This is a genomic window from Moorena sp. SIO4A1 (assembly GCF_010672065.1).
Lineage (GTDB): Bacteria > Cyanobacteriota > Cyanobacteriia > Cyanobacteriales > Coleofasciculaceae > Moorena.
This window is the reverse complement of record NZ_JAAHHX010000011.1, coordinates 241,268-254,613: the sequence shown is the minus strand read 5'-3', so window position 1 is coordinate 254,613 and position 13,346 is coordinate 241,268. Positions and strand designations below refer to the sequence as shown.

The 13,346-nt window shown below is 45.2% G+C and carries 15 protein-coding genes and 1 pseudogene; 5 read left to right on the top strand and 11 right to left on the bottom strand.

What is annotated here, in order from left to right; genetic code table 11:
- Positions 1–146 precede the first annotated feature (146 nt).
- Positions 147–893, bottom strand: coding sequence for a DUF3747 domain-containing protein (locus F6K53_RS12045; RefSeq protein ID WP_293080851.1), 747 nt, complete (start codon positions 891–893; stop codon positions 147–149).
- 98 nt (positions 894–991) lie between these two features.
- On the opposite strand from F6K53_RS12045, the gene F6K53_RS12040 reads away from it, so the two are divergent.
- Positions 992–1,135 carry a hypothetical protein gene (locus tag F6K53_RS12040; protein ID WP_293080848.1) on the top strand — a complete coding sequence of 48 codons (144 nt, stop codon included), beginning with the start codon at positions 992–994 and terminating at the stop codon, positions 1,133–1,135.
- A 79-nt stretch (positions 1,136–1,214) separates the two neighbouring features.
- Here the strand turns inward: F6K53_RS12040 and F6K53_RS12035 are convergent, their stop codons facing one another.
- The 6 genes from F6K53_RS12035 to F6K53_RS12010 form a co-directional block, all read right to left on the bottom strand.
- A complete protein-coding gene (locus tag F6K53_RS12035) occupies positions 1,215–1,730 on the bottom strand; it encodes a peptidylprolyl isomerase (protein ID WP_293017453.1) in 516 nt (171 codons plus the stop codon).
- Positions 1,731–2,031: 301 nt separating this feature from the next.
- Positions 2,032–3,387: a D-alanyl-D-alanine carboxypeptidase gene (locus F6K53_RS12030; protein WP_293017455.1), complete on the bottom strand. Its 1,356-nt coding sequence runs from the start codon at positions 3,385–3,387 to the stop codon at positions 2,032–2,034.
- 351 nt (positions 3,388–3,738) lie between these two features.
- A complete protein-coding gene (locus F6K53_RS12025; protein ID WP_293080845.1) occupies positions 3,739–3,966 on the bottom strand; it encodes a hypothetical protein in 228 nt (75 codons plus the stop codon).
- Positions 3,941–4,204 (bottom strand): hypothetical protein, encoded by a 264-nt coding sequence (locus F6K53_RS12020; protein ID WP_293072930.1) that lies wholly within the window; start codon positions 4,202–4,204, stop codon positions 3,941–3,943. Before F6K53_RS12020 ends, F6K53_RS12025 begins: the two co-directional genes overlap by 26 nt.
- Before the next feature lie 138 nt (positions 4,205–4,342).
- Positions 4,343–4,504 carry a hypothetical protein gene (locus F6K53_RS12015; protein WP_293080842.1) on the bottom strand — a complete coding sequence of 54 codons (162 nt, stop codon included), beginning with the start codon at positions 4,502–4,504 and terminating at the stop codon, positions 4,343–4,345.
- Positions 4,505–4,613: 109 nt separating this feature from the next.
- Positions 4,614–5,576 carry an alcohol dehydrogenase catalytic domain-containing protein gene (locus F6K53_RS12010; protein WP_293080854.1) on the bottom strand — a complete coding sequence of 321 codons (963 nt, stop codon included), beginning with the start codon at positions 5,574–5,576 and terminating at the stop codon, positions 4,614–4,616.
- Positions 5,577–5,606: 30 nt separating this feature from the next.
- Between F6K53_RS12010 and F6K53_RS12005 the strand changes: the two genes are divergently transcribed.
- The 3 genes from F6K53_RS12005 to F6K53_RS11995 all read left to right on the top strand — a co-directional run bounded on the left by F6K53_RS12005 (position 5,607) and on the right by F6K53_RS11995 (position 6,576).
- A complete protein-coding gene (locus F6K53_RS12005) occupies positions 5,607–5,744 on the top strand; it encodes a hypothetical protein (protein ID WP_293080839.1) in 138 nt (45 codons plus the stop codon).
- 34 nt (positions 5,745–5,778) lie between these two features.
- Positions 5,779–6,201: a hypothetical protein gene (locus tag F6K53_RS12000; protein ID WP_293080837.1), complete on the top strand. Its 423-nt coding sequence runs from the start codon at positions 5,779–5,781 to the stop codon at positions 6,199–6,201.
- A gap of 135 nt (positions 6,202–6,336) precedes the next feature.
- Positions 6,337–6,576, top strand: a complete 240-nt coding sequence (locus tag F6K53_RS11995; RefSeq protein WP_293080834.1) for a hypothetical protein — start codon at positions 6,337–6,339, stop codon at positions 6,574–6,576.
- A gap of 381 nt (positions 6,577–6,957) precedes the next feature.
- On the opposite strand, the gene F6K53_RS11990 is transcribed toward F6K53_RS11995, so the two are convergent.
- The 4 genes and pseudogenes from F6K53_RS11990 to F6K53_RS11980 all read right to left on the bottom strand — a co-directional run bounded on the left by F6K53_RS11990 (position 6,958) and on the right by F6K53_RS11980 (position 11,805).
- Entirely contained in the window at positions 6,958–8,691 is a 1,734-nt protein-coding gene (locus F6K53_RS11990; RefSeq protein WP_293080831.1) for a pentapeptide repeat-containing protein, read from the bottom strand.
- Positions 8,692–8,874: 183 nt separating this feature from the next.
- A pseudogene (locus F6K53_RS45835) lies at positions 8,875–9,024 on the bottom strand (pentapeptide repeat-containing protein); the annotation flags it as partial.
- Positions 9,025–9,497: 473 nt separating this feature from the next.
- Positions 9,498–10,406 (bottom strand): pentapeptide repeat-containing protein, encoded by a 909-nt coding sequence (locus tag F6K53_RS11985; RefSeq protein WP_293080829.1) that lies wholly within the window; start codon positions 10,404–10,406, stop codon positions 9,498–9,500.
- Between the two features lie 451 nt (positions 10,407–10,857).
- A complete protein-coding gene (locus F6K53_RS11980; RefSeq protein WP_293080826.1) occupies positions 10,858–11,805 on the bottom strand; it encodes a pentapeptide repeat-containing protein in 948 nt (315 codons plus the stop codon).
- A gap of 724 nt (positions 11,806–12,529) precedes the next feature.
- Here F6K53_RS11980 and F6K53_RS11975 point away from each other — a divergent pair.
- On the top strand, positions 12,530–12,718 hold the full coding sequence (locus F6K53_RS11975; protein WP_293080823.1) for a hypothetical protein: 189 nt from the start codon (positions 12,530–12,532) through the stop codon (positions 12,716–12,718).
- The last annotated feature ends 628 nt before the right edge of the window (positions 12,719–13,346 follow it).

Below are 13,346 nucleotides of genomic sequence, written 5' to 3'. Positions count from 1 at the left end.
TCCCTATCTCCCTATCTCCCTATCTCCCTATCTCCCTATCTCCCTATCTCCCTATCTCCCTATCTCCCTATCTCCCTATCTCCCTATCTCCCTATCTCCCTATCTCCCTATCTCCCTATCTCCCTATCTCCCTACTCGTGAAATTCTTAATTAGACCCCTCAAACACTGGTATGCCATCATCTGAGGATTCTGCCGGTGCAGGTGCTGGAAGTTGAGGGCTAGTGTCAGGAAAACGTTCACCACTAGTCTTTGGTTGGGCTTGTGGTTTGGTAAAAATATATTCCCTGCTGGGGGTAGGTGGTGAAGGTTGAGGGCTACTGTTCCACTGTGGCGCGACAGTATTAGCGATCGCACCATAGGTAAGATAGATGTGACCTAATTGTCTGCCTTGATAGACACGTTTGGTAAATCGCCAACCAGGATCAAGAAAGATTTTGAGAAAGCCATTAGCCAAACCTCTGGTGCGGCCAAGCTCAATGTCTGGGGCATTGCGGTCAATGCGGTGACTCCCTACTAATACCAATTCCCCATTCCGCTTAACCACTCTGAGCATATAGTCTAGGCCGAAGTCTTGACTATCGACGCGCATAGAATAGCCGTTGCTGTCGGTACTGCGGCCACAAATTCCTGTAAAGTCAAAGTTGAGCAGCAGAGGCTCTACTACAACTGGGTTAGTGCCACGTTCACCCCAGCACGCTTGCCAGTTTGCAATCTGCTCGATGATTAGTAATTGATAGCTGTTATAACCAAAAGGGGCAGCAACGGCAATAAAATTGTTTCCGTTAACTTCGATGTTGTCAAAAGTATTGGCTGCTGCTGGATTGATAGCGCCTAAGGTAAGGCAAGAAGCTGTAGTGATGGCAGTAGCTGCTAGCCAGGGTGATGTGTTCATGGGTTTTACCGTTCCTAAGTCAGACTATTCCCGGTAGACGCTAACACTAAAGAATTTGCTCCCCTAGTGATATATTCATATTATATCAACTCGGCTTGTTGAAGAATATCTTAGAAAAAGAGAAAAGGTCAGTGGTCAGCCGTCAGTGGTCAGCCGTCAGCTTATTTGATCAGGACTTACCCACAGACTCCATGTGTAGGGTGGGCAAAACCTTGCCCACCCTACAGGTAGCTGATAGCTGATAGCTGATAACTGATAACTGATAACTGATAACTGATTGCTGACCGCTGATAACTGATAGCTGATTACTGATAGCTGACGTTACTCGTTAATCGTCACTTTCACCATTTGAACAGGGGTTTTGGGGCGATCACCGCGATCAGTAGGGGTGCTTTCAATCTTTTGCACCACATCCATACCCTCAGTCACTTTACCAAAAACCGGGTGCTTCGAGGGACCTGGAGAAAACCAATCGAGATAGGAATTGTCTCGTGTATTGATGAAAAACTGACAACTACCGCTATTGGGAGCACCGGTATTTGCCATAGATAATGTACCTGGCTGATTGGAGATTTTGGCATTGTCCGGGTGCTCATCCTGGATGCAGCCGTCAGGACCATTCCCGGTACCGGCGCGACCACTATTGGGATCCTTGCTATAGGGACAGCCAAACTGAATCATGAAGTTATTAATCACCCGGTGAAAATGAAGACCATCGTAGAAACCAGACTTGGCTAGTTTAATGAAATTACCGGCTGTCTCTGGCATCACATCTGTGAACAATTCCACGGTAATTGTGCCTAAAGAGGTTTCTAGGGTTGCGGTTGGGTTTGCCATCTATATTTCTCAGTTAATGAGAGTTTAGTTAACACTCAACTAGGATACAGCAGGGAGTCGGGAATGGGGAGTCGGGAATCGGGAATCGGGAATCGGGAGTCGGGATTCGGGAGGTAAGCTATCAGCTATTAGCTATCAGCTACCAGCTATCAGCTTATGCCCACGCTACTAGATCGGTGCTTTTGAATAAGCGATGCAGCGGGTTAGGTCACAGGCTGGAAGCCTGTGCCACGGCTGACTGCTGACTACTGACCGCTGACTACTCCCTACTCCCTACTCCCTACTCCCTACTCCCTACTCCCTACCTAACAATTTCACTAAACGACCTCTTACCGATCCTCTGAGGTGATGGTTTAATGTCAGGAGGAAGAGATTGCACCACTCCCCATTTAGTTACTAATTCTTTTAGCAGCATCTCTTGCTCAGTCCGGAATTTGGTATAGTCTCCTCCTGAATTCATGACAGCAAACCAAACAGTGCCATAGGTTTGAGTTGGTAAGGCTCCGGCTAAGGTACTAACATAATTCAAACTACCGGATTTCACTACTGCTAAGTTAGGCAATGGACGTTCATTTAATATACCTTTGTCTTCTCCTACGATGGCAAATACATCAGCAACGGTCATGTTGTATTGCTGAAGATAGCGCTCAATGGCGAGAAATACAGCAGTGACAGCCCGAGGAGACATGCGATTTTCTTCACCTAAACCAGACCCATTGATTAAGCTAATTTCTGATTGGGGTACTCCCGCTGCTTCTGCTGCTTTGCGGGCTACCACTTTGGCACCACCAGCTGTATTCGCTAGCATGTCGGCCATTTTATTATTACTGTAGCGATTCATTTTCTTCAGCAGTTCCGCCAAGGGAAAGGAATACTGGCGCACTAGGGGCTGTAGGTTGTCAGGGGGTGAAGCTACCACTTGCACAGAGCCTGCGATCGCAATTTCTGGTCTAGGGGTACCTGGGGGTAAGGTCTGATACTGAGTTTCTGCTGCTGGTGGCCAACTCTTACCATTCAAGCCTTGCTTGAGCAGAGTGCCAGCTTTGAGGGGTAAGGTCTCAAAATTCATATAAAACTTACCCACAATCACCAAATTACCGGTTACTTGCTTGATTCCTAACTGATTTAACTGGTTGCCTACTGCTATGGCTTCTTCCCAAACAAAAAAGGGGTCTTCTGATCCTTCAACCACTAGGTCTCCTTGTAGCACCCCGTTCTCAATCGGTCCGGTGGCGCTAAATTTGGTAATGAATTGGTGGTCAGGACCAAGAGTAGAAAGAGCGGCTAGGGTGGTGGCTGCTTTGGTAAGGGATGCTGCGGGTAAGGGAGTAGTGCCTTGGTAATTCGCTAAGAGGGTATCTCCTGATTCGATCCATATCCCTTGATTGGTCTTGGTCATCCCTTTGGCGGATAATCCTTTCAGGTATTGGTCAACACTCTGTTGGCTTCCTGGATTAGGATTCGTTTCCGCAACAGTTAGGGGTTGATCAGGCTTTTGGATCACCTTTAGTGCATTCTCTGGTTCTGAGGACTTGGAAGCATCTGGATCAGGAGATGGAGATACACCCTTTGGGGAATCCGCCCCATTACATCCAATTACTAGTGCTAGGAGTAGTGTAGATAGTGTAGCAGTTACATAAGTCTTCGTTTTGAGCATTATTATTGTATAGCGGTTTTCAATTAGGTGAGGTCTTTTTTTTAAGGGAGCAGGGAGTAGGGAGTAGGGAGTAGGGAGTAGAGGTAATAAGATTGACTGTACCTCATAAGTATGATCAACGCTATATTAGGTGATATCTTTCCAAATTATCTAGCCTTATATACTATAATCGAGCCTGATATAATACTCAATTATAATACTATATTTCGTTTATACCTAAACTTACAAATACAGCGTTTTTACTAGCTATCAGGTACACAGTATTTTTTACCTATTACCTGCTCCGAAGTCCCTGCTCCCTGCTCCCTAAAACCCAAGAATTTGTACCTCATCCAATTTAAAACTGCTGTACTATATCTTTTCTTCTAACTGTTTAAGTTTCAAATTTACTTCCAAATCATCCCGTCCCACAATAGTTTCTATGTTACCGAGGCGTTCTTCTATTTGTTGTACTTGATTAGGAAGAAGGGTTTTATCGGACTTGTTATGAGAGTGCCAAACAAAAGCGGTGCTAGTTGCTGCGCCCCCGATGACAATCATCGGTAGAGCTAACTTATATCTGCCTGGGGCAAAAATCATACAAATCGCTAACATCACAGTAGAATAAGACCAAATTTGTTTGGTGGTCATCGCACGGATATTTAGAGATTTCTCGAATTCGGATTGTTGTTGATAAGTCATGGTTTAGTAAAGGGAGTAGGGAGTAGGGAGTAGGGAGTAGGGAGTAGGGAGTAGGGAGTAGGGAGTAGGGAATCGGGAATAGGGAGTGTGGAATAGGCATCTTGCCTGTATCGGGCATCAGGCGTGGAACGGGCATCTTGCCTGTATCATACCCAGGCGGGCAGGATGCCCGCTCTACTGAGATTGAGTGGAATAGGCATCTTGCCTGTATCGGGCATCAGGCGTGGAATGGGCATCTTGCCTGTATCATACCCAGGCGGGCAGGATGCCCGCTCTACTGAGATTGAGTGGAATGGGCATCTTGCCTGTATCGGGCATCAGGCGTGGAACGGGCATCTTGCCTGTATAATACCCAGGCGGGCAGGATGCCCGCTCTACTGAGATTGAGTGGAATGGGCATCTTGCCTGTATCGGGCATCAGGCGTGGAACGGGCATCTTGCCTGTATAATACCCAGGCGGGCAGGATGCCCGCTCTACTGATATTCAGCTGATAGCTGATAGCTGACCGCTGATAGCTGACATCCCATCACCTATTGATCATGTTTCAAGAGTTCTGATCCATGGTCAGTAAAATTTTCAAGACTCCCTGCTGCTGGGCATGGTTAAAGGCGGTTAACCCTTCTTCAACTGGGTAATGAGCTTGGATCAGGTAGTTGACATTTACTTTATCTTGTGCTAATAAATTAATTGCTGGTTTAAAGGGACCGCAACGGGAACCGATTAGCGTGATTTCGTCTACTACCAGAGATGATGCATCAAAGGTTAGCTGGCCAGCGTAGGTACTTTTTAGTACCAGGGTACCTCGTGGGCGCAAGGCTCCACGGGCAAGGGCAAAGCCTTCGGGGTTGCCAGTACACTCGACTGAGATATCGAAACTACCGTTAGTGATGGCATCGGCAAAGCCTACCTTTATTCCTCTTGCTTCTAAATTGGCCAACTTCTCGTGATGACGGCCAATCACTAGCAAATTGCAGCCCGTTAGGGCTAGGGTTTGTGCTACCAGTTGTCCGAGCTTACCGTCTCCGACTACTAACACCTGGTGGTCGGGAGCAACCCTGACTTGTTCCTGAATTTCCAGAGCAGCAGCCAAAGGTTCAGTAAAGGTGGCGGCATCAGTAGAAATAGTATCGGGTAAGGGATGTAAGTTTTTTACTGGCAAGGTCAGATAGTCAGCAAAGGCTCCGTTACGGTTAACAATACCTAAGACAGTACGGTTTTGGCAGTGAGTCGGTTGTCCACTTCTACAAAATCGACACTCACCACAGGCGGCATTAATTTCTCCCACCACCCGCTGGTTGACTAAATTGTCTGGTCCATCTTCCACAACACCAACAAATTCATGACCTAATATACCTTTGTAGGGGTAATAGCCTCGGATTAGTTCCAAATCCGTGTTGCATATCCCCGCACGCAACACCCGCACTAAGGCTTCATCAGAGGGTGGTGATGGCACAGGTAGGTCAGTGCGCAGTTGCAGTTGCTGGTTTTCGAGCCAGAGTCCTTTCATTGTTGGTTGTTGTGACAAGATTAGAGAAATTTGTTCCTATTTCTCATCTTAATCGGTGGCATTACTGACTGGAGTAGGCTCGAAATTCGTGGAACTGGCATCTTGCCAGTTTCAATAGATCATGGAATGGGCATCTTGGTAGAACTGGCATCTTGCCAGTTTCAATAGATCATGGAATGGGCATCTTGGTAGAACTGGCATCTTGCCAGTTTCAATAGATCATGGAATGGGCATCAGGCGTGGAACTGGCATCTTGCCAGTTTCAATAGATCATGGAATGGGCATCAGGCGTGGAACTGGCATCTTGCCAGTTTCAATAGATCATGGAATGGGCATCAGGCGTGGAACTGGCATCTTGCCAGTTTCAATAGATCATGGAATGGGCATCAGGCGTGGAACTGGCATCTTGCCAGTTTCAATAGATCATGGAATGGGCATCAGGCGTGGAACTGGCATCTTGCCAGTTTCAATAGATCATGGAATGGGCATCAGGCGTGGAACTGGCATCTTGCCAGTTTCAATAGATCATGGAATGGGCATCAGGCGTGGAACTGGCATCTTGCCAGTTTCAATAGATCATGGAATGGGCATCTTGGTAGAACTGGCATCTTGCCAGTTTCAATAGATCATGGAATGGGCATCAGGCGTGGAACTGGCATCTTGCCAGTTTCAATAGATCATGGAATGGGCATCTTGGTAGAACTGGCATCTTGCCAGTTTCAATAGATCATGGAATGGGCATCTTGGTAGAACTGGCATCTTGCCAGTTTCAATAGATCATGGAATGGGCATCAGGCGTGGAACTGGCATCTTGCCAGTTTCAATAGATCATGGAATGGGCATCAGGCGTGGAACTGGCATCTTGCCAGTTTCATGCTTATTTTCAGGCGGGCAGGATGCCCACTCTACTGATATTCATGCTTATTTGCGGGCGGGCAGGATGCCCACTCTACTGATATTCATGCTTATTTGCGGGCGGGCAGGATGCCCACTCTACTGATATTTAATAGATTTGCGGGCGGGCAGGATGCCCACTCTACTGATATTTAATAGATTTGCGGGCGGGCAGGATGCCCACTCTACTGATATTTAATAGATTTGCGGGCGGGCAGGATGCCCACTCTACTGATATTTAATAGATTTGCGGGCGGGCAGGATGCCCACTCTACTGATATTTAATAGATTTGCGGGCGGGCAGGATGCCCACTCTACTGATATTCATTCAAAGACTGAGGCAACGCTATTTCGGAAATTACTACTAAACATTAATTTCATACATCTCATTAAAGCTGTTTAACCCGGTGGTGCGTTACGGGACGGGCTTTTTAAACACTGGCGACGGAGAAAATCATTGCGAGCCCGTCCCTAACGCACCCTACGCCTAAACCTCTGTCCATCCCTCGACTGTAGCCATCAAAATATTCACCAGAGGATGATCTATAGCTTCCTTGAAGGCTTCTACTCCTCCTGCTTTCAGGGCATTGATAACCTTATTTTTTAAGGTTAGGTTAGTCTCAATTTGGTCAATAACTTCACCTACAACTATCATCTTTTCTTTGTTGGTTGTCGTGGGATTAGTCTGGGATAGTTGGTTTAGGAGTTGCTGGATTTCTGCTGCTGCTTCGGCTAAGCTTTGTTTTTGCTCTGATGTAAAATTATTCGTGTTAACTTGTCTAGCATTGTCGTTTAAAACATTAAAGTTATTAGGATTATTAGCTTGGCTTTGATCTATATTACCTATATTAAAACTCTGTGAATTATCTGACATATTACTCTCCGCTTTAGCTGTATTTGTAAAATTAACTATAGGATTCGATGACTGATTGCTTTTAGAGGCTATAGCAATTTCCTTTAGATCCTGAATATGGTGAGTTATCGCCTCTTCTCTACCCTCTAGAAAAGCAATTTTTTTCTCTGCTTTTAACCTAACTTCATAAACTTGTAAAAATTGTTTTTCAACGTTACCTTTATCTGTGGCTTCTGGCACTTCCAAGGTAAGCAAAACATCATTACCTTTATTCTCAATGGCTTGAATCGAATCATGAGTAATTTCAGGATATTCCGCCATTATTTTTTGGAAGGCTTGACGAAATGCTTCTCGATTAACACCATTCCGCAGCAGAATCTGCACGGTATTCATAATCTTTTTATAGAGCTTTTCAAAATCCCCTGGTTGGAAAACCCGATCAGGATCATGGGGACGACGCTCTCGACTTCCTTGAGGATTGGGCTTCTCTAGTAAAAAGACATACTGACAATCAATATTAGTTAAGGTAGTTGTTGAGTCAATATTCCACGCTTCTAAACAAGCTCCGGTTAAATAAGCATGAGTAAAATCAGTACCAACTGCTTGAGCTTCAGTTAAATTAGCCCATTCTAAATTAGCCTCCTCTAAGGTAGCTTCGCTAATATCAGCCAGTTTTAGATTAGCCCTTTTTAACTTAGCTCCTTTTAAATTTGCGCCTCTAAGATTGGCATTACTATAATTAGTATTATAACCATTACCAGTTATCAATAATTCTCTGACAGCAGTATCAGCTAAGATAGTTTTACCTGGTCTAGCTCGGTCAAGTTTTATGGTATTTCGCCAACAGGTACAGGTGAGATTAGCCTCTCTTAAATTTGTACTTTTGAGGGTAGCTCCCGTAAAATCAGCATCGGTTAGGTTAGCGTTGTAAAAACTGGTACCTCCTGTAGCAGCAAATGCAATCGCAATATTGCGAATCCAGGCATCTCGGGGGTCTCCTTTTAGAGCACGCCAACCCAGGTAAGCACCAAGTAATACTAAGACTAAGCCCACAGCTATGGCTACGGCTATGTCTACGGGTCCGCTTAATCTGAAGGCACCCACGACGGCGCTGGCGATGATGGTGGCGCTGGTAATGATGGTGGCGATGGCGCTGGCGCTGGCGCTGGCGATGATGGTGGCGATGGCGATGATGGTGGCGCTGGCGATAACGCTGGCGACGGGTATGGCGCTGGCGACGGGTATGGGGATGGAAAAGACGATTGCAATGACGATTGCGATGGCGCTGGCGATGACGCTGGCGATGGCGCCTCCTGCTCCGAGCCCTTGACGCAGGATAACACTATATACTACAATTAGTATAACCAAACCTATCCAACCGAAGACTTGGGATTCTAAGTCGTTGTCAAAGATTAACGCTACTACCGCCCCACCAAGTAAGGATACAATTCCTGATAGTCCTGACACTATCCATGAAACTAACAGAAGAACAATTGTCCACCGTTTCTGTAATCCAGCCTTCGCCTTACAGAACTTAGTTCCCTTTAGAGTAGCATTCTTAAAGTTCGCGCCCCTAATATCAGCTTCACTAAAATCTGCCCCTGAAAGGTCTTTTCCTTGGAATGACTGACCTCTGAGATTTTCCTTACGGAAATCCCTTTCTCCATTCTTATATCTGCTTATAACTTCTTCAGCTTTCATTAGTGATAGTTATATAGTGGTTTATCAGCTATCAGCTTATGTGCTACGCACACGCTACGCGAACAGTTTTTGAATAAAACAGCTAAGCATTGCTTTAATCTCTGTTACGTCAGCTGACTGCTGAATGCTTACCTTAAGTATTGATTCTTAGAGTATTTTTGCTGATTAATTTAGATGCATTTTCCCTGCCTTCGCGATCATAATCGCCAAGGAAAATCAAAGGAGGGAAGTTTCAATTAGAAACTGATTCAATTTAATCAATTATGATCCTATCACAAACCAGAGCTCTGAGTATATAACAATTTCTCAGATAAAACACTTAAAATCCTGAGCGAAAAGACTTAGAACAATCAAAAACTATAGCGCTATACCCATGAAACAGGGAAAGAAAGGGGAATGTGGGAAGTGCTCCCCACTCCCAACTGAATATTTACCCTTGTTATCAGCTAACAGCTGACGGTTGATAGCTCACCTTAGCTCTGTCTAGCCAAGTCAAGTTTACTAGTATTATCCAAACTAGTACCAGTAAGATTAGCCTTTCTTAAATCTGTACTTTTGAGGGTAGCTCCGGTAAAGTCAGCATTGGTTAGGTCAGCGTTGTAAAAACTAGTACCCCCTGTAGCCGCAAATGCGATCGCAGTAGTGCGAATCCAGGCATCTCGGGGGTCCCCTTTTAGAGCACGCCAGCCCTGGTAAGCACCAAGTAATACTAAGACTAAGGCTACAGCTATGGCTACGGCTATGTCTACAGATCCGCTTAATCGGAAGGCGATGGCGCTGGCGCTGGCGCTGGTGATGAAGAGGCTAACGACCCTGGCGCTGGCCCTGGCGCTGGTCTTGGCGCTGGCGCTGGTGATGGCAACGGCATAGATGCTGGCGATGGCAATCGGGCAGGCGAAGCCGCTGACGCTGCCGCTGTCGATGGCAACGGTGCTGACGGCACCGAAAGCACAGACGAAACCGAGGACGGCTCCTGCTCCCATACCTTTACGCAGGATAACAATATATACTATAATTACACAAACCAAAGCTATCCAGCTGGAGACTTGGTTATCTAAGTTGTCAAAGATAAACGCTACTACCCCCCCACCAAGGAAGGAGAGAATTCCTGATAGTCCTGACACTATCCAGGAAACTAACAGAAGAACAGTTACCCACCGTTTTTGTAATCCCGCCTTGGCCTTACAGAAGTTAGTTCCGGTTAGAATAGCATTCTTAAAGTTGGCTCCCCTAATATCAGCTTCACTAAAATCTGTTCCTGAAAGGTCTTGCCCCTGGAAAGACTGACCTCTGAGATTTACCCTGCGGAAATCCCTTTCTCCATTCTTATATCTGGTTAGAACTTCATTAGCTTTCATAGCTTCCATTAGTGGTAGTAACATAGTAAGCTATCAGTTATCAGCATTCAGCGGTCAGCATTCAGCATTCAGCATTCAGCATTCAGCATTCAGCTTTTGAATAAAACAAGCTGATAACTAAGAGCTGACGGCTGTTCGCGTAGCGTGAGCTAAAAGCTCACGGCTGACGGCTTACCTGAAGTATTAATAATTAGATTATTTGTGCTGATTAATTAATTTAGATGTATTTCCCCTGACTTAGGGATTAGACTCCCTAGGGAAAACCGAAGGAACAGAGTCTTGATGATAAACTGGGTTCAGTATATTCACTGAACAATATATCATATTTTCTGATTGAAGCAAATTAAGAAACTTTAAAAGTATAGCGCTATATTAATGGAAAGGGAACAGCGGATCTGGGAACAGGGAATAGGGAAAGAACCCTCAGCCGTTGGCCGTAGCAAATAAGCTGACAGCTGACGGCTGATAGCTCACCTTAGCTCTGTCTAGCCAAGTCAAGTTTACTAGTATTATCCATACTAGTACCAGTAAGATTAGCCTGTCTTAAATCTGTATTTTTGAGCGTCGCTCCGGTAAAGTCAGCATCGGTTAGGTCAGCGTTGTAAAAGCTAGTACCCCCTGTAGCCGCAAATGCGATCGCATTCGTCCGAATCCAGGCATGTTTAGGGTCTTCCGTTAGAGCACCCCAGCCCAGGTAAGAACCAAGTAAAGCCAAGAGGAAGGCTAAAGTTCCAGCTAAGGAAGAGGCGAGCTGGAAGCCCAAGGTTCCGGTTCTGGCAAAGGGCAAGGCTAACTGCTGTATGGCATAGACTCCAGCTACAGCTCCACCTACTGCTACCAACAAGCCTAAGACTCCAATTAAGACACCATCAAACACTTCCACTGCCGCTCCAGTGGTAGCTACCGCTAGGGCTATGACCAAGGGTAAGCCTAAGGCAAAGGCTAGGGCGAAGGGGAAGGCTAAGCCAAAGGCTCCAGCGACAGCGACAGCTACGGCAAAGGCAAAGACCAAGCCTACCACTAAAGCTTGGACTGTTTGAATACCTTGACCAAGGATAACAAAAAATAAAACAATTATTGCTACCAAGGCTATCCAGGCAAAGATTAGGTTTGAACCCTGGACATAGTTAACAATAAATGCTGCATAACTCCCACCATAAAATGAAGCAATTGCTGATAGTATTAACGCTATCGATGAAACCAATAGAATAACAATTGACCAGGATCTTTGTAATCCAGCCTTTGCCTTACAGAACTTAGTTCCCCTGAGCATCGCATTCTTAAAGTTAGCTCCTCTAAGATCAGCGTCACTAAAATCTGCCCCAGACAGGTTTCTCCCTTGGAATGACTGACCCCTGAGATTTACCTTTCGGAAATCCCTTTCTCCTTGGGCATATCTCGCTAGAATTGTTTGAGCTTTCATTAGCATTTTTAGGAGTTATTAATTGGGTGAGCTATAAATTAGGGAGTAGGGAGTAGGGAGTAGGGAGTAGGGAGTAGGGAATAGGGAGTAGGGAGTAGGGAGTAGGGAAAAAATCCTGTGTACCTGATTAGGCTAGAAACCGCTATATTTTAAACACCTACTTGATCACAGATACATAGTCTAACTAGTGATAGTTATAGTAGTGATGCTTATCGGATTTTTGCTTATTAATAAGATGGGTTTGCTATGCCTTTGCGATTAGAATCCCTAAGGAAAACCGCAGCAGGGGAGTTCCCATTAGAAACGGGTTCGCTATCGGTGATTATGATTGTTTTACTAACAACTACCGAGAGGATATCACAAATCCTGACCAAAAAAACTTAATAAAATACAAAATTATCGCCCCACCCCATACTTCCTACACATCCTACATCTTCTATACCTTCCATAAACTTTATACCTCCCTATTCCCTATTCCCTGTTCCCTGTTCCCTGTTCCCTATTCCCTACTCCCTACTCCCTATTCCCGACTCCCGACTCCCGACTCCCGACTCCCGACTCCCTAAAGGAATTTGTTACAAAATTTTTTAAAATATGCTATAATCTAATATTTTTTGTGATATACTGAAAACGTGGAGAATAAATTCCACGGAAGAGCCAGCCCGCAGATCTTGTCGGGCTCGGGCTGGCTCTTGATCCCCATGTAAAGGAGACAACTTACATTATGTCTTACAGTCAACTATACGGATGGGTAATGATTCGGCTATTGCCACCGATGCCACCACTAGTTTTCGCTCGGTTTGAGAACCTTTCCGATGCCAAAAGCTATTCCCAGGCTCTGAAGCAGTTGATGCCCGATGCGAAATTTTTGATTTTTCTTGATATAGGTCTGCCGATGGAGCAAGACGAATAATCTTAGGGGCTCAAGGGGTGATAATGATCATTATCACCCCTTGATGATTTGATGTTTAGGTGATGATTAATGGAAAAAAAATCTCGATCAATATCATTAGTAAATACCGATAAAATGTTAAATCAATAATCATCTTATTAGAAAGATCTTCAGTTATAGGACTTACGCGGTTAACTTGATTTCGCCCCCCTAGGGTGTGTTTTCTTGCCTCGGAGATCCCCCGTTGGTCCCCCTTAAAAAAGGGGGACTTTGACTATGGCTCCCCCCTTTTTTAAGGGGGGCTGGGGGGGATCTAAATCTTGCGGAAAACTTTGAAAACACGCCCTAGCCCCCCAATTTTGGGGGGAAATTGAGTTAAAGTCCCCCAGAATTGGGGGATTTAGGGGGCAAATGCGTAAGTCCTAAGCTATAGCACAGCGCTATAAAAAATAATTAGTGGTCAGTAGCTAGTTGGTAATGAAAATAACACCAACAACTAACTACTAACCACTAATACTGATCTAGGAATGATAAATAGGTTGTGAGTAAGAATTCAGTCGTCAGCCGTCAGCCGTCAGCCGTTATTAGTCAGCCTTTAGCTGATAGCTGAGAGCTGATCACTGATAGCTGATAGCTGAGAGCTGATAGC